Below are 16396 nucleotides of genomic sequence, written 5' to 3'. Positions count from 1 at the left end.
TCAGGCATCACCCCGCAGCTCGGACAGCCGTTCGCGGGCGCGTTCCAGCTTGTTCCGCGCCATCTCCGCGCGGCGTCGGGCGCGCTCCGCCCGCGTCGCCGCCTCGTGCTCGTCCCGCTGCGCCCGGCGCAGCTCCGCGCGCAGCTCGGCGGCGCGCTCCTGGCGCTCGGCCAGCACGCCCTCGGCCTCGGTGACGGCCGACTCCGCGTGCCGGAGCCCGTCCTGGGCCGCGACCACGTCCTCCCGCGCCCGCATGAGCGACCGCTCCCGCCGCTGCTCGCGGCGCGGCGCCAGGTCGTCGCGCACGGGCGCGCCGCCGGTGGGCTCCGGCCCGAACCCGGACCGCTCCACCGGCCGCACCAGCCGCCCGGCCCTGATCCGCGCCGCCAGCACCGCGTCCACCAGCGCCGAGGTCAGGGTGGTGCGCACCTGCTGCACCGCGTCCGGGCCCAGCGGGTGCCCGGCGGCGACGGCCAGCTCCTCCGCCCGACGCACCAGCTCGCCCAGCACGACCCGCCTGCGCTCGCCCAGCTCCCGCAGCGCGCCGCCGCGCAGCTCCTCCTGGGCGGCGCGCAGCAGCCCGCCCAGTTCGGCGGCCTCGGCCAGGTCGTCGGCGGCCTCGCGGGCGAGCAGGTTCAGCGCCCACGCGGCCCGCGTCGGCTTGCGCAGCGCGGCCACCCGCTCGGCCAGCGCGCGGTCGCCCAGCGCGGCGGCCTCGCGGGCGCGGGCGTCCCTGGTCGCGGTGAAGCGGACCGGCGGCAGGGCGTACAGCTCGTCGGCTATCCGGTCGATCGGCGCGGGCTCCACAATGCCGACCAGTGTGCTCGACATCGGGTGCGCGGGCGATTCGTTAGCCGGTGCGGCCGCGATCACGCGGTTCACCGTTGACAGAGGTTGACATACCGGCTGGTCGTCTCTTGACTTGACCTGTCGCGGCCCTCCGGCGATTCCGCGGCATTTCCGGCGTGCTCGCGCAATAGCCCTTTCGGTCCAATGTGGATTTCTTCCTTGGGCTGTTCGCACGATTGTCGGAGCCGGTGCGGGGAGATGTGCTTGCGCCAATCTTTCCCCACGAAGGGTTTTGCGCCGTGATCAACTCGGGAAACCGGTGGAGACACCGGACCAGTGCGGCCGTGCTGGCCGCCGTGCTGGGCACCTCGGGGTTCGGCTTCGCCGCCGCTCCGGCCGCCGCGCAGGAGGCCCCCCAGGGCTCCCCCGCCCCCGCTGACAAGCAGCTCGACAAGCAGGACCTCGCCCGCCTGGCCGAGGCCGAGCAGGCGGGCAGGCCCAACGTCACCCTGCTGGTCGCGGCCGAGGAGGGCAGGCTCGACGCCGCCGCCGACGACCTCAAGGCGCTGGGCGGCGTGGTCGAGTCCACCGAGCGCGACGTCGAGTACCTGAAGGTCTCCGTGCCGCGCGACAAGGCCGAGAAGGCCGCGAAGCTGGCCTCGGTCAACGCCGTGGACGTCGACGGCCTGGTGGCGCTGGACGACCCGCGCCCGGACGGCGCGGTCACCCCGCTGCCGCAGAAGGCGCCCGACGCCAGGACGCCCAAGAAGAACCCCTACATGCCGACCCAGGACACCAACGCGGCGCAGTTCACCGACGAGCACGCCAAGTGGGACGGCCGCGGCACCACCATCGCCATCCTGGACAGCGGGGTCGACCTGGACCACCCGGCGCTGGCGACCACCACCACCGGTGAGCGCAAGGTCGTCGACTGGTACAACGCCAACGCCACCAACTCCGGCGACGGCACCTGGGTGGCCATGTCCGGCCGCCACACCGGCTCGTTCACCGTCGGCGGCGTCACCTACAAGGCGCCCGCCACCGGCGGCCCCTACAGCTTCGGCACCTTCCGCGAGAGCGGGGGCGACCTGGGCCTGGCCAACAGCGAGACCGGCGGCGACATCAACCGCGACGGCGACCGCGCGGACACCTTCGGCGTGCTCCAGGACATCTCCACCAAGCAGGTCCGGGTGGACGCGGACCTGGACGGCGACTTCACCGACCAGGCCGCGATGCTGGACTACAAGTACAAGAAGGACGTCGGCCACTTCGGCGTGGACAACCCGGCCACGCCGGTGCTGGACACCGTGGCCTTCGTGGTGCAGACGGACAAGTCCGTCTACGACAACGGCGGCACCCCGTACGTCAACATCGGCATCGCGGGCAGCGCGCACGGCACCCACGTCGCGGGCATCACCGCGGCGCACAAGCTGTTCGGCGGCAAGATGGCGGGCGCGGCCCCCGGCGCGAAGCTGATGGCGGTCAAGGTCTGCCTGTCCACCCCGTCGTGCACCTCCAGCGGCCTGATCGACGGCGTGCTCTACGCCGCCCGCAACGGCGCCGACGTGGTCAACATCTCCATCGGCGGCCTGCCCGCGCTCAACGACGGCAACAACGCCCGCGCGGAGCTCTACAACCGCACCATCGCCGAGTACAACGTGCAGCTGTTCATCTCGGCGGGCAACAGCGGCGCGGGCGCGAACACCGTCGGCGACCCCTCGGTGGCCACCGACGCGGTCAGCGTCGGCTCCTACATCACCAAGGAGACCTGGCTGGCCAACTACGGCTCGGTCACCAAGCAGGCGGAGAGCCTGCACGGCTTCTCCTCGCGCGGCCCGCGCGAGGACGGCGGGTTCAAGCCGAACATCGTCGCGCCCGGCTCGGCGATCTCGACCGTGCCGCAGTGGCAGACCCCCGGCCCGGTGCCGGGCACCTACGAGCTGCCCGCGGGCTACGCCATGCTCAACGGCACCTCGATGGCCGCCCCGCAGGCGACCGGCGCGGCCGCGCTGCTGGTCAGCGCCTACAAGGCCAAGCACGGCGGTGAGCGGCCCAACGCCGCCGCGCTGCGCAACGCCATCCAGTCCGGCGCGGACTGGGTGTCCACCCTGGGCGCCTACGAGCAGGGCGCGGGCCTGTTCGACGTCAAGCGCGCGTGGTCGCTGCTGGACCGCGGCCCGCAGCCGCAGTCGGTGACCGCCTCGGTGCCGGTGCGCACCGCGCTGTCGAACCTGCTGGCCACCCCCGACACCGGCGTGGGCATCCACGACCGCGAGGGCGTGACCGTCGGCCGCGAGTACACCCGCACCTACACCCTCACCCGCACCACCGGCCCGAACCGCAACCAGCAGTTCCTGGTCGACTGGGACGGCAACGACGGCACCTTCTCGGCCAAGTCGCTGGTCAGCCTGCCGCTGAACACGCCGGTGAAGTTCGACGTCAAGGTGCGGCCCAGGACCGCGGGCGCGCACTCGGCGGTGCTGAAGCTGGACAACCCCGCCACGCCGGGCGTGGACCTGTTCACCCTCAACACCGTCTTCGCCGGTGCCGAGTTCACCGCCGCGGGCAAGTTCACCGCCACCAAGACCGGCAGCATCGCGCGCAACCAGTCGCAGAGCTTCTTCGTGAACGTGCCCGCGGGCACCAGCGCGCTGAAGGTCGACATGGTCGCGGGCGGCGCGGAGAAGGGCAAGGGCCAGGTGCGGTTCCTGCGCTTCGACCCGTACGGCACGCCGTTCGACACCACCGGCTCCACCAGCTGCTACAACCCCGACGCGGGCGCGGGCTGCGCGGGCGGCACGCCCACCAGCCGCACGGTGACCAACCCGCTGCCGGGCCTGTGGGAGATCGTGGTCGACGCCCGGCGAACCTCCGACGCCGACTCGGCGCCGTACTCGGTGACCGCCTCGGTGCTGGGCACCGCGATCAGCCCGAACCCCGACGTGATCGCGTCGGCCACCGCGGGCACCCCCGTCGAGCGCGGCTACACCGTCAGCAACGCGCTGGCGTCGTTCAACGGCCGCCTGGTCGGCGGCCCGCTGGGCAGCGCCCGCACCGCCCGGCCCAGCGTCGCCGACGGGGCGTCGCAGACGTTCGACGTGGTGGTCCCGGCGGGGGCGACCTCGCTCAGCGCCACCATCGGCAAGCCCGCCGACGTCGGCGCGGACCTGGACCTGGCGCTGTTCAACTGCACCACCGGCACCTGCGTGCTGGCGGCCCAGCAGGCCGACGGCGACTCCGAGGAGTCGACCTCGGTGGCCAACCCGGCACCGGGCGCGTGGAGGGTGCAGGTCGAGGGCTTCGAGGTGCCCGCGGGCACCACGGAGTACGACTACGTCGACGTCTACGTCGCGCCGAGCCTGGGCGCGGTGTCGGTGACCGACACCAACGCCGAGCGCACGCCGGGCGCGTCCTGGACGGTGCCCGGCACGGTGACCGCCAACGGCCAGGCGGGCGCGGGCCGCGTGCTGCGCGGCGAGCTGACCGTGCAGACCGCGGAGAACGTCGTGGTCGGTCGTGGCGTCGTGATCGTCGAGAACGTCGTGTGACGACCGGTTGGGCATGAGCGGGGCCACCTCCTTCGCGGAGGTGGCCCCGTCGCCGTTCTAGGGGGTCGGCTCGACCCGGTCGACGGGTTCGTCCACGTCCACCCGGCTCACCCCGTCGACGGTGGTGGCGCGCTGGACGGCCTCCAGCGGCACGGACGCCCGCACGTAGCCGACGGTCGCGTCCGACGCCTCGACCGAAGCGCCCAGGTCGCGCAGTCGCGCGGCGACCCGCTCGGTCGCGCCCGGCGCGGTGGACAGCAGCAGCACCACCGAGTCCGCCCCGTCGCGTCGCGCCCGCGTGAGCGCTTCCTTGCCCTCCGGGCTCAGCTGCGGCACCGGCACCTCCACCTTCGACGTGGCCGTCCCGCTCCACGCGGGCGGGACGGCGACCGGCGCCTCACCCGCGTGTTCCGCCCGCGCGCCGCAGCCCGCGAGCACCAGGCACCCCACCACCAGCAGCTTCCGCACGTCCCCAGGACGGACGGTCCGCGCGTGCGGGTTGCACGGGCTCACCCGCGCTGCTGGTCGGGGCCGCTGAACGCCTGCACCCGCTCCTCGCCGTCCGGGCTGTCGCCGAAGACCCGGTTGTCGCCGGAGCTGACCGCCCCGTTGGTCGTCCGGCCCGCCGTGCGCGGCAGCTCCCGCAGCCGCACCTGCGGCAACGCGGCCGGGTGGTGCTGCCGCAGCCAGTTCACCAAGTGCTCGCGCACCAGGCACCGCAGGTCCCACAGGTGCCCCGCGTCGCTGGCCGAGACCAGCGCGCGGACCCGCACGAAGGCGTTGACCGCCTCGGTCACCTGCAGCACCGAGACCCGGCCGTCCCACAGGTCGCTGCCCTCCAGCACCCGCCGCAGCTCCTGGCGCATGTCCTCCACCGGCACGGTCCAGTCCACGTCCAGCTCCACCGTGCCCAGCAGCGCGGACTGGGTGCGGGTCCAGTTCTGGAACGGGGTGCGCAGGAAGTAGGAGGTGGGCAGGATCAGCCGCCGGTCGTCCCACAGGTGCACCACGACGTAGGTCAGCGTGATGTCCTCGATGCGCCCCCACTCCTTCTCCACGATCACCACGTCGTCCAGCCGCAGCGCGTCGCTGAACGCGATCTGCACGCCCGCGAAGACGTTGCCCAGCAGGGACTGCGCGGCCAGCGCCGCGATGGCGCCGATGACACCGGCCGAGGCCAGCAGCGACGTGCCCGCCGCGCGGGCGCTGGGGAAGGTCATCAGCACGGCGGAGGCGGCCAGCACGCCGACCACCACCACGGTGACCCGGCGGACCAGGGTGATCTGGGTGTGCACGCGCCGGGCGTGCCGGTTGTCGGAGACGTCGACCCGGATGCGGGCCAGCGTCGCGTCCTCGATGACCACCAGCAGCGCCGCCAGCAGCCAGGCCCCGGCCAGGATCAGCGCTATCCCGACCACGTGCAGCGCGACCGGTCGCCAGTCGCCGTGCGCGACCACCCCCAGCGAGAACTGGACGGCCACCAGCACGGCCACCACCAGCGCGGGCCGGTGCAGGTGCTGGGCGATGCCCGCGAACAGGGCGGACCGGTGCCCGATGCGGGCGACCACCCGGTGCACCGAGGCGACGACGAGCAGTGCGATCAGCACCGATCCGGCGAACGTGAGGATCGCCGTGACGGGGGCGGGCACGTGTGGCACCTCCTTTTTGCGGGTACAGACTGGTGTTGCGTACCCGCGAACGGACGAACTCAGCCCTTCGTGCGACTTCCGTCACCGTGCGCCCCCTCCCCGCGAGTCGAACGCTCAGGTACCGCGAGTCGAACGCTCAGGACCCCCGAGTTCTACGTTCGGAGCGGGTCAAGGGCGTGCGCTCGCCGCGCGGCAGGTCGCCAAGGACGGCGGGTCGCGCCGTCCCGCTGCGCGCGCTCCGCGCGCCCCCCTGGTGCGTCGGCAAGTACCACCCGGCGGGGTCGGGAGGGCCGGTAACTACCACCCGAGGCACGGAAGCGGGCGCGGGCTGGGGCGCGACAAGCGCGGGTCGAGGCCGCGAGAGTGTGAGTCGGGGTGCGGAAGCGCGGGTCGGGGTGCGCGAATGTTGAATTCGGGGTGTCTGAGCGTTCGACTCGCGGGGGCGACACGCCCAACACGCCCGTAGGTGGGTGACACCGGGGGCGGGCGTGGTGAGGGCGTGGGCGGGGGCTGGGGGTGCGGGGGCGACTCGCGGGGGGAGGGGTGGGTGTCGGGGGGCGTGGTTAGGGTGGCGGGGTGACTGCTGGTGGCGGTGCGGTGCTGGAAGCGGTGCTGGAGCGCATCACGTACGCCAACGAGGAGACCGGCTACACCGTCGCCAGGGTGGACACCGGGCGCGGCGGTGACCTGGTCACCGTGGTGGGGGCGCTGCTGGGCGCGCAGCCGGGCGAGTCGATCCGGATGCGCGGGCGGTGGGGGTCGCACCCGCAGTACGGCAAGCAGTTCCACGTGGACGACTACACGACCGTGCTGCCCGCCACGGTCCAGGGCATCCGCCGCTACCTGGGCTCGGGGCTGATCAAGGGAATCGGGCCGGTGCTGGCCGACCGGATCGTCTCGCACTTCGGGGTGGCCGCGCTGGACGTGATCGAGCAGCAGCCGGAACGGCTGATCGAGGTGCCCAAGCTGGGGCCCAAGCGCACGAAGATGATCGCCGCCGCTTGGGAGGAGCAGAAGGCGATCAAGGAGGTCATGGTCTTCCTCCAGGGCGTCGGCGTGTCCACCTCGCTCGCGGTGCGGATCTACAAGCAGTACCAGGACAAGTCGATCGACGTGGTGCGCGAGGAGCCCTACCGGCTGGCCACCGACGTGTGGGGCATCGGGTTCCGCACCGCCGACGTGATCGCCAAGGCGGTGGGCATCCCGCACGACAGCCCGCAGCGGGTCAAGGCGGGGCTGCAGTTCACGCTGTCCGAGGCCACCGGCGACGGCAACTGCTTCCTGCCGGAGAACGAGCTGATCGGCGCGGCGATCAAGATCCTCCAGGTGGACGCGGGGCTGGTGATCGAGTGCCTGGCCGAGCTGGTCGCCGAGGAGGGGGTGGTGCGCGAGCTGCTGCCCGACGGCGAGCCCGCGATCTACCTGGTGCCCTTCCACCGGGCGGAGATCTCGCTGGCCAACCAGCTCCGGTCGCTGCTGGGCACCGACGCCGAGCGGATGCCCGCGTTCCAGGACGTGGACTGGGACCGGGCCTTCGCGTGGTTGGGCGCGGAGCTGGCGGACGAGCAGCGCGAGGCGGTGCGGTTGGCGCTGTCCCGCAAGGTGGCGGTGCTGACCGGCGGGCCGGGGTGCGGCAAGAGCTTCACGGTCCGCTCGATCGTCCGGCTGGCCCTGGCCAAGCGGGCCAAGGTGGTGCTGGCCGCGCCGACCGGGCGCGCGGCCAAGCGGCTGACCGAGCTGACCGGGCACGAGGCGCGCACCGTGCACCGGCTGCTGGAGCTGCGGCCCGGCGGTGACGCGGCCTACGACCGGGACCGGCCGCTGGACGCGGACCTGGTCGTGGTGGACGAGGCGTCCATGCTGGACCTGCTGCTGGCCAACAAGCTGGTCAAGGCCGTCGCGCCGGGCGCGCACCTGCTGCTGGTCGGCGACGTGGACCAGCTGCCGTCGGTGGGCGCGGGCGAGGTGCTGCGCGACGTGCTGGCGCCGGGCAGCCCGGTGCCGCACGTGCGGCTGACCCGCATCTTCCGGCAGGCGCAGGAGTCCGGTGTGGTGACCAACGCGCACCGGATCAACTCCGGCGACTACCCGGTGGTGCGGGGGCTGCCGGACTTCTTCCTGTTCCCCGTGGAGGAGGCCGAGGAGGCGGCGGCGCTCACCGTGGACGTGGTGGCCGAGCGCATCCCGCGCAAGTTCGGCCTGAACCCGCGGCGCGACGTGCAGGTGCTCACCCCCATGCACCGCGGTCCCGCGGGCGCGGGAGCGCTGAACGCGGTGCTGCAGGAGGCTCTCACACCGTCCACAAAGGACGTGCCGGAACGCCGGTTCGGTGGGCGCGTGTTCCGGGTGGGGGACAAGGTGACCCAGATCCGGAACAACTACGACAAGGGCGCCAACGGGGTTTTCAACGGCACCCTCGGCGTGGTCACCGCTCTCGACGTGGTGGAGCAGAAGTTGACGGTCCGGACTGACGAGGACGAGGACGTGGACTACGAGTTCGGGGAGCTGGACGAGCTGACCCACGCTTACGCCATGACGATTCACCGCTCACAGGGCAGTGAGTACCCATGCGTGGTCATCCCAATCACGACGAGCGCGTGGATGATGTTGCAGCGCAACCTCCTCTACACCGCGGTCACCCGCGCCAAGAAGCTCGTCGTGCTGGTGGGCTCGCGCAAGGCGATCGGGCAGGCGGTCCGCACCGTGGGCGCCGGGCGGCGCCACACGGCGCTGGACCACCGGCTCGCCTGCGCGATCTAGCGCACGGGGAACGCCACGTCGCACACCGCGTCGTCGGGTCCGTTCTCGCCCCAGCCCGCGAAGTACACCTCGCGCGGCGCGGCGGCGATCTCGTGCCCGTTGGCCTTGATCCACTCCGCCACGGCGTCGTAGGCGGACAGGATCTGCGGGTACCGCACCTGCGCCTTGGTCAGCCGCACGTACGCCTCGCGGTGCTCCGGCTCGACCCGCGCGGCCGCGTCGGCGGGCGCCTCGTCCGCCTCGATCGGCACGCACACCTCGGCCGGGCCGTCGCTGTCCTCGTTGACGTCGCCGTGGTAGACCACGAACGACGCGCCCGCCACGCCCCCGTGCGCCCGTGCCGCCTTCTCCAGCCGGTCCGTCGCCTCGGCGATCCACTCCGGCAACTGCTCGGGCGTGACGTGCCGCTGCTCGGTGAGCACCACCTGGCGGCCGACCGATCGTTGCGCGATCTCGTACATCTCCAACAGCCCCTTCCCTCCGGACAACACCACGCGGAGGTGCGCGGCCAGGGTCCGCTGGGCGGCCACCCGCTGCTCGACGCCGTCCCAGTACGCCGCGAGCAGGGCGGCGCGCTCGTCGGGCGGGGCGGACACGATCCGCGCCACGGTGGCCAGCGGCATGTCCAGCATCCGCAGCCGCGCCACCAGCCTGGCCACCGGCAGCTGGTCGGCCCGGTACCGGCGGTACCCGTTGCCGGGGTCCACCCGCGCCGGGACCAGCAGGCCGAGGCGGTCGTAGAGCCGCAGCGCCTTCAGCGACAGCCGGGACCGGCGCGCGAACTCGCCGGTCCCCAGCAGCTCCGCCACCCGCACATCCTCCACGCCGGAGAGCTTGGGGCGCGCCCCAGGGGCAGGGTCAAGCCGCTGCCGCCAGGACTACCGCGGCGACTACTGGCGGTAGCCCTCCACGGTGCCGGGGTCGCGCGGCTGGGCGCCGTCGGGGTCCAGCCCGGCGTCCCGCCGGGCGCGGCGCTGCCGCAGCAGGTCCCAGGTCTGGTCCAGGGACACCTCCAGTTCGCGCAGCCGCCGCGCGTCGTCGTCGGAGAGCCCTTCGCCGGTGCGGGACCGCTCCAGCTTGTGCTCCTCGTCGACCAGCTCGTTGATCCGGGCGACCAGTTCTTCGTCGGTCACGTGGTTCCACCTCCGTTCGGAGCAACCTCCGGGTACCTCGCGCACGGTGACCAAAACACGCGCACGAGTGGCCGTTCGGCGGGTGTCGCGCGCGGGGCGGGGTGCTCCATCCTCGGATCACCCTGCGAGGAAGGAAAACACGTGGAGTCCAGCAGACGAACAGTGGTGACCATGGTCGTCGCCGGTGTCGCCGCCGCGGCGGTCGCCGCCGGTGGCGTGCCGAGCACGGCGGGCCCGGCCCCCGCCCCGCCCGCCGACCAGCCCGGCCCGACCTACGTCTACCAGGTCCGCGCGCCCCTCGGGCAGGCCGCCCAGGACCTGCTCGGCCGGGGTTTCGACGTGCTGGAGCACCGCGAGGGCGAGGACCTGTTCGTGCTCGGCGACCAGGCCACCGGGCAGCGCCTGCGCGAGGCCGGGTTCCAGGCCGTCGTGGACGAGGTGATGCCGCCGCCGCTGTGGCAGCCCCCGGCGCGGGAGGCGAAGGCCGCCTCGATCGACGAGACGTACTACGGCGGCTACCGCACGATCAACGCCCACTGGGCGCACCTGGACCAGGTGGCCGCGCAGTACCCCGGTTTGGCGACGGTGGTGGACTACGGCGATTCGTGGAAGAAGACCCAGGGCGCGGGCGGCCACGACCTGCGGGCGGTCTGCATCACGAAGAAGAACGACGGCGACTGCGCGCTGGACCCGAACGCGCCCAAGCCGAGGTTCTTCGTGATGGGGCAGCTGCACGCGCGCGAGGTGACCACCGGTGACGTGGCGTGGCGGTGGATCGACCACCTGACGCGGGGCTACGGCAGCGACGCCGAGGTGACGGCGCTGCTGGACAGCACCGAGGTGTGGGTGGTGCCGATCGCCAACCCCGACGGCGTGGAGATCGTGCAGCAGGGCGGCAACTCCCCGCGCTACCAGCGCAAGAACGCCAACGGCACCAACGGTTCCAACTGCTCGGGCACGTCCAGCAGCCAGCTCGGCGTCGACCTCAACCGCAACACCGACTCGCACTGGGGCGGCGACGGCACCTCCAGCAACCCGTGCGACCAGAGCTACAAGGGCCCCAGCGCCAACTCGGAGGCGGAGACCAAGGCGCTGCAAGGGCTCTGGCGCGGCCTGTACCGGGACCGCCGGGGCACCGGGGTCACCGACGCCGCGCCCGCCGACACCACCGGCGTGGTGGTCTCCATGCACAGCTACTCGAACCTGGTGCTGTTCCCGTGGGGCTGGACGACCCAGTACAGCACGGGCAACGACGCGCCGCTGCGCAAGATGGCGCAGGACCTGGTGGGCCTGGCCGGTTCCGGCTGGCAGTACGGGCAGCCCGGCGAGGTGCTCTACAACGCCGCGGGCGCGACGGACGACTGGGTCTACGACGACCTCGGCGTGGCCAGCTTCGTGTGGGAGATCGGGCCGTCCAGCGGCACGTGCGGCGGTTTCTTCCCGCCCTACTCCTGCCAGGAGAGCACGTTCTGGCCCAAGGTCAAGCCGATGCTGCTGTACGCGGCCAAGAAGGCCGCCGCCCCGTACGCGGCGCCCGAGCTGCCCACGGGGTGCGACAAGCGCGTCAACGACACCGACGTGGCCATCCCGGACCGGGGCGCGGCGGTGACCAGCTCGGTGCTGGTGACCGGCTGCGCGGGCAACGCCTCGGCCTCCTCGCAGGTGGAGGTGCACGTCAAGCACAGCTACCGGGGCGACCTGGTGCTCGACCTGATCGCGCCGGACGGCTCGGTGTACCAGCTCAAGCCCGCCAGCGGTGACGGGACGGACAACATCGACGCGACCTACACCGTCAACCTCTCCGGCGAGGCCCGCGACGGCGAGTGGAAGCTGCGGGTGCAGGACGTGTACCTGGGCGACACCGGCCGCCTGGACTCGTGGAGCCTGCTGATCTGACAACGGCTGATCTGACAACGGCGGAGGGCCCCGCGGACGTCGTGTCCGCGGGGCCCTCCGGGTGCTGCGGGGGTCAGCGCAGGCCGTTGCTCATCGCGGTGATGAGCTCGCCGTCGGACGTGTCGCCGTCCAGCGCCCAGAAGAAGGCGCCGCCGAGGCCCTGGTCCTTGGTGTAGCTCATCTTGCCGCCGATGGTGGCGGGGGTGTCGTAGCTCCACCAGTTGTTGCCGCAGTGGGCGTACGCGGTGCCCGCGACGGTGCCGGTGGCCGGGCAGGTGTTCTTGAGGACCTTGTAGTCCTCGATGCCCGCCTCGTAGGTGCCCGGAGCGGCGCCGGTGGCCGTGCCGCCCGGAGCGGACTGCGTCACGCCGGTCCAGCCGCGGCCGTAGAAGCCGATGCCGAGCAGCAGCTTGGCAGCCGGCACGCCCTTGCTCCTGAGCTTGCGCATCGCCGAGTCGGAGTCGAAGCCCTGCTGCGGGATGCCGGGGTAGGAGGTCAGCGGCGAGTGCGGGGCGGTCGGGCCCTGCGCGTTGAACGCGCCGAAGTAGTCGTAGGTCATGACGTTGTACCAGTCCAGGTACTGCGCCGCGCCGCCGTAGTCGGCCGCGTCGATCTTGCCGCCGTCGCTGCCGTCCGCGGTGATCGCGGCGGTGACCAGGTAGCCGGGGCCGAACCGGTCGCGCAGCGCCTTGGACACGTCCTTGAACGCGCCGAAGCCGCTGGTGTCGCAGGTCAGGCCGCAGGCGTTGGGGTACTCCCAGTCGATGTCGATGCCGTCGAACACGTCCGCCCAGCGCGGGTCCTCGACCAGCTTGTAGCAGGACTCGGCGAAGGCGGCCGGGTTCTGCGCGGCCTGGCCGAAGCCGCCGGACCAGGTCCAGCCGCCGAACGACCACAGCACCTTGATGTGCGGGTACATCTTCTTCAGCTTGCGCAGCTGGTTGAAGCTGCCGCGCAGGGCGCCGGTGTCCCAGCTGTCGGCCACGCCGTCCACGGAGGTCTCGGCGGTGTAGCCCATGTCGTAGTCGGCGTAGGCGTCGCCGATGGCGCACTGGCCGTTCTTCACGTCGCCGAACGCGTAGTTGATGTGCGTCAGCTTCGCGGCCGAACCGCTGGTGTGGATGTTCTTGACGTAGTACTTGCGACCGTAGACGCCCCACTGGGTGAAGTAGCCCAGGTTCTTGCGGCTGCCCACCGACGGGTTGTCGGTGGTCTTGGTGGTGGTGGTGGTCGTCGTGGTCGTGGTTGTGGTCGTCGTGGTGGTGGTCGTGGTCGGGATGGTCCCGCCCGCGTCGCACGACGCCCCGTTGAGCTTGCAGTTGGTCGGGCCGGCGTAGGAGCCGGTGTAGGTCACGTTGAAGCCGAAGCTGACCGTGGAACCGGGGGAGACGCTGCCGTTCCAGGTGTTCTTGACGGTCACGCGCTGGCCGCTGGCGGTGTAGGCGCCGTCCCACAGCGAGCTGATCTTGTGGTTGGCGGGCAGGTCGAATTCGAGGGTCCAGCTGGACAGGGCCGCGCCGCTGCCGTTGGCGATCGTGTACTTGCCCTCGTAGCCGGTTCCCCAGTCAGCGCCCTTGGTGAACGTGGCGGAGACGCCCGCCGCGCCGCTGGCGGCCGGGGCGGCGGCCAGGCCGGCGGCCGCCGTGGCCACCGCTACGGACAGTGCTGTGAGGTGCCATCGGATTCTCGACATCCATGCTCCTTGCAGGGGAGGAGGGGAGGCAGGGTGGGGAGAAGATCTGGTCCAGACCAGTTCACGGTCAAGGTCTAGACCACTTTTGTCACTCGAACGGCGTAACGGCAGGCCGGTGAAAGCGCTCCCGACCGCCATTCGGCCCTCCCTGCGGTGCGAGTCGGGTGTTCACGCACAGCGACTCGCGCATCGCATCAAACGGGAGTCGCATTCCTCACCCCTACCGGGGATGGACGAGGTGATCTCCCCGAACGGCCAGACTCGGTGGCCCGATGCCGAGGGAGGGAACACCGATGGGCAAGAGGGGATGGGCCGCGGCGGTCGTCACGGCTTTAGTGCTCGGCGCGACTGGCGCGGCGACGGCGACGGCGGACACGTCAGCGGACGCGGCGGCGCGGATCGACCGCGCCGCCGTGCAGCGGGCGCTGGACGCCATGACCCGCACGGGCGCGGCGGGTGTCCAAGTTCGGATCACCGAAGGCAATCGTCAGTTCGCCGCCCGCAGCGGCGTGGCCGAGTGGGGGCGGGAGCGGCCGGTGCCGCTGGACGGCCGGTTCCGGATCGGCAGCGTCACCAAGACGTTCGTCTCGACCGTGGTGCTGCAACTGGTCGGCGAGGGCCGCGTCGAGCTGGACGCGCCGGTGGGGCGCTACCTGCCGGGACTGCTGCCCGACGGCGACCGGATCACCGTGCGGATGCTGTTGCAGCACACCAGCGGCCTGCACGACTACACCGGATCGCTGCCGAGCGATCCGGTGGAGCAGCTGAAGATCCGCTACAAGCACTGGGAGCCCGCGGAGCTGGTCGCGCTGTCCACGGCCAAGCCGCTGAACTTCCCGCCGGGCACCCGGTTCGACTACTCCAACACCAACTTCGCCGTGGCCGGGATGCTGATCAAGGAGGTGACCGGCAGGCCGTACGACGTCGAGGTCGAGCGCCGCGTGCTGCGTCCGCTGGGGCTGCGCGCCACGTTCCTGCCCGGTGACCGGCCGGGCATCCCCGGCCCGCACGCGCACAGCTACGTGCGCCTGGACGGACGGGTCGAGGACATCACCCGGTTCAACCCGTCGGTGGCGGGCGCGGCGGGGTCGATGATCTCGACCACCGCCGACCTCGACCGGTTCGCGGACGCGCTGCTGGGCGGGGAACTGCTCAAGCCCGCCCAGCTCGCCGAGATGATGGAGTCCCTGCCGTTCAGCGAGGGGTACGGCCTGGGCTTCGCCGCCTACCCGATGTCGTGCGGCACGACGGCGTGGGGGCACGACGGGGTCATCTTCGGCTACTCGACGGCGGTGCTGAGCACCGCCGACACCGGGACGCGCCTGGTCGTGTCGTTCAGCAGCGGCCCCGACGAGGGTGAGGTGGAAGGGCTGCGGGAGCTGCTCGACGAGGTGTTCTGCTGAGCACGTCGGGGCGCCCCCGGTGCGGGGGCGCCCCGCGCTCACCGCTGGAGGAACGCCGCCAGCTGCTCCACCACGAAGGCGTGGTCCTCGGCCTGCGGCAGCCCGGAGACCCCGACCGTGCCGACCACGCCCACGTCCCGCACGATCACCGGGAACACGCCGCCGTGCGCCGCGTAGAGGTCGGTGTCCAACCGGGAGTCGGCGTCGAACTCCTTGCCCTGGACCCGGAAGCTGGTGCCGACGTGGTAGGAGCTGTGCCCGTACCGGTCCACCACCCGGCTCTTGCGGTCGATCCACGCGTCGTTGTCCGCCGAGGTGCCCGGCAGCGCGGCGTGGAACAGCCGCTGCTGCCCGCGCCGCACCGACACCACCACGGGCAGCCGCCGCGCGCGGGCCGCGTCCACCAGGAACAGCCCGAGCGCCAGCGCGGTCTCGTTGTCGAAGCGGGTGAACACCAGCCGCTCCTCCTGGGCCGCCAGTTCCGCCAGCAGTTCCGCGCTCATACCGCGACCACCTCTCCGGTGCGGGCGGACTCGAAGGCCGCCTCGATCAGCCCCAGCGCGTACACCGCCGACTCCGGGTCCACCGGCAGCGGCCCGCCCTCGGTCAGCGCCGCGACCAGCAGCCGGTAGAACTCCGAGTACGCCCCCGGCACGCCGGGCACGGGGGTGAACCCGCCCGCCACGCCCAGCACGGCGGGGGTGGTGAGCCCGCCGAAGGGCAGGCCCGCGGCCAGCGCGCCCTCCTGCCCGTCCAGGCCCTGGCTGACGAACGCCGCTTCGGAGCCGAGCACGCGGAACCGGGGTCCGTGGTGCGCGGCGGTGTGGCTGGCCCACAGGTGCGACCGCACGCCGTTGTGGTGCCGCAGCGCCACGAACACGTCGTCGTCGACCCGCGCGCCGGGCCGCCGCTGGTCGAGTTCGGCGTAGACCGACGCCACCGGGCCGAACAGCTGCACGGCCTGGTCGACCAGGTGGGAGCCCAGGTCGTAGAGCAGCCCGCCCGCCTCGTCGGCGTCGGCGCGCTCGCGCCAGCCGTCGTCGGGTGTCGGCGTCCAGCGCTCGAACCGGGACTCGAACCGGGCGACGCGGCCCAGCGCGCCTTCGGCGAGCAGCGCTCGCGCGGTGAGGAAGTCGCTGTCCCAGCGCCGGTTCTGGAACACCGTGACCGGCACGCCGCGCTGCTCGGCGGCCTTGAGCACCCGCCGCGCGTCGGCGACGGTGGCGGCGAAGGGCTTGTCGACCACGACCGGGATGCCCGCCTCGACGGCGGCCAGCGCGAGCGGCACGTGGGTGCGGTTGGGGCCCGCGACGACCACCAGGTCGACCCCGGCGGCGAACAGCTCCTCGGGGGTGGACAGCAGTCGCGCCGAGGGGTGGGCCGCCGCGGCGGCGGCCCGGCGGTCGGGGTCGGTGGTGACGATGGCCGAGACGGTCATTCCCGGTGTCGCCTCGATGAGGGGGGCGTGGAACACCCTCCCGGCGATACCGTAACCCAGTATTCCAGTTCGGACGGACATGGAATT

At 72.5% G+C, this 16396-nt stretch carries 12 protein-coding genes; 4 read left to right on the top strand and 8 right to left on the bottom strand.

Annotation, left to right across the window (positions count from 1 at the left end):
• Complete coding sequence (locus IEZ00_RS33110) at positions 1–831, bottom strand: hypothetical protein (protein WP_189227322.1); 831 nt, start codon at positions 829–831, stop codon at positions 1–3.
• A gap of 257 nt (positions 832–1088) precedes the next feature.
• Here IEZ00_RS33110 and IEZ00_RS33105 point away from each other — a divergent pair, with 257 nt between their 5' ends.
• On the top strand, positions 1089–4337 hold the full coding sequence (locus IEZ00_RS33105; RefSeq protein WP_189227321.1) for a S8 family serine peptidase: 3249 nt from the start codon (positions 1089–1091) through the stop codon (positions 4335–4337).
• Positions 4338–4394: 57 nt separating this feature from the next.
• Here the strand turns inward: IEZ00_RS33105 and IEZ00_RS33100 are convergent, their stop codons facing one another.
• A complete protein-coding gene (locus IEZ00_RS33100) occupies positions 4395–4805 on the bottom strand; it encodes a flagellar basal body L-ring protein FlgH (RefSeq protein ID WP_189227320.1) in 411 nt (136 codons plus the stop codon).
• Positions 4806–4846: 41 nt separating this feature from the next.
• Entirely contained in the window at positions 4847–5986 is a 1140-nt protein-coding gene (locus tag IEZ00_RS33095; protein ID WP_189227319.1) for a mechanosensitive ion channel family protein, read from the bottom strand.
• A gap of 576 nt (positions 5987–6562) precedes the next feature.
• Between IEZ00_RS33095 and recD2 the strand changes: the two genes are divergently transcribed.
• Positions 6563–8746, top strand: a complete 2184-nt coding sequence (recD2, locus tag IEZ00_RS33090; RefSeq protein ID WP_229796345.1) for an SF1B family DNA helicase RecD2 — start codon at positions 6563–6565, stop codon at positions 8744–8746.
• On the opposite strand, the gene IEZ00_RS33085 is transcribed toward recD2, so the two are convergent.
• Positions 8743–9570: a MerR family transcriptional regulator gene (locus tag IEZ00_RS33085; RefSeq protein WP_189227318.1), complete on the bottom strand. Its 828-nt coding sequence runs from the start codon at positions 9568–9570 to the stop codon at positions 8743–8745. The genes recD2 and IEZ00_RS33085 overlap by 4 nt on opposite strands.
• 66 nt (positions 9571–9636) lie before the next feature.
• Positions 9637–9879, bottom strand: a complete 243-nt coding sequence (locus tag IEZ00_RS33080) for a DUF2630 family protein (RefSeq protein WP_189227317.1) — start codon at positions 9877–9879, stop codon at positions 9637–9639.
• Between the two features lie 141 nt (positions 9880–10020).
• Between IEZ00_RS33080 and IEZ00_RS33075 the strand changes: the two genes are divergently transcribed.
• Positions 10021–11775: a M14 family zinc carboxypeptidase gene (locus IEZ00_RS33075; protein WP_229796344.1), complete on the top strand. Its 1755-nt coding sequence runs from the start codon at positions 10021–10023 to the stop codon at positions 11773–11775.
• 73 nt (positions 11776–11848) lie between these two features.
• Here IEZ00_RS33075 and IEZ00_RS33070 read toward each other — a convergent pair whose 3' ends face one another.
• The gene (locus tag IEZ00_RS33070) at positions 11849–13468 is read right to left on the bottom strand and encodes a glycosyl hydrolase family 18 protein (RefSeq protein ID WP_189227316.1); all 1620 of its coding nucleotides are present in this window, start codon (positions 13466–13468) and stop codon (positions 11849–11851) included.
• Positions 13469–13761: 293 nt separating this feature from the next.
• Here IEZ00_RS33070 and IEZ00_RS33065 point away from each other — a divergent pair, with 293 nt between their 5' ends.
• Positions 13762–14871 carry a serine hydrolase domain-containing protein gene (locus IEZ00_RS33065; RefSeq protein WP_189227315.1) on the top strand — a complete coding sequence of 370 codons (1110 nt, stop codon included), beginning with the start codon at positions 13762–13764 and terminating at the stop codon, positions 14869–14871.
• Between the two features lie 38 nt (positions 14872–14909).
• Here the strand turns inward: IEZ00_RS33065 and IEZ00_RS33060 are convergent, their stop codons facing one another.
• Both IEZ00_RS33060 and IEZ00_RS33055 read right to left on the bottom strand, forming a co-directional pair.
• Positions 14910–15374: a heme-degrading domain-containing protein gene (locus tag IEZ00_RS33060; protein WP_189227314.1), complete on the bottom strand. Its 465-nt coding sequence runs from the start codon at positions 15372–15374 to the stop codon at positions 14910–14912.
• Positions 15371–16390, bottom strand: a complete 1020-nt coding sequence (locus tag IEZ00_RS33055; RefSeq protein ID WP_189227313.1) for a Gfo/Idh/MocA family protein — start codon at positions 16388–16390, stop codon at positions 15371–15373. The genes IEZ00_RS33060 and IEZ00_RS33055 overlap by 4 nt, the downstream gene beginning before the upstream one ends.
• Positions 16391–16396 lie beyond the last annotated feature (6 nt).

Source organism: Saccharothrix coeruleofusca (assembly GCF_014648515.1).
GTDB lineage: Bacteria > Actinomycetota > Actinomycetes > Mycobacteriales > Pseudonocardiaceae > Actinosynnema > Actinosynnema coeruleofuscum.
This window is presented reverse-complemented; position numbering and strand designations above follow the sequence as displayed.

What these genes read in the sequence shown, in the direction of transcription:
- IEZ00_RS33070 (WP_189227316.1), bottom strand. Translation starts at nt 13,468, where the DNA reads ATGTCGAGAATCCGATGGCACCTCACAGCACTGTCCGTAGCGGTGGCC.
- IEZ00_RS33110 (WP_189227322.1), bottom strand. Translation starts at nt 831, where the DNA reads ATGTCGAGCACACTGGTCGGCATTGTGGAGCCCGCGCCGATCGACCGG.
- IEZ00_RS33065 (WP_189227315.1), top strand. Translation starts at nt 13,762, where the DNA reads ATGGGCAAGAGGGGATGGGCCGCGGCGGTCGTCACGGCTTTAGTGCTC.
- IEZ00_RS33055 (WP_189227313.1), bottom strand. Translation starts at nt 16,390, where the DNA reads ATGTCCGTCCGAACTGGAATACTGGGTTACGGTATCGCCGGGAGGGTG.
- IEZ00_RS33060 (WP_189227314.1), bottom strand. Translation starts at nt 15,374, where the DNA reads ATGAGCGCGGAACTGCTGGCGGAACTGGCGGCCCAGGAGGAGCGGCTG.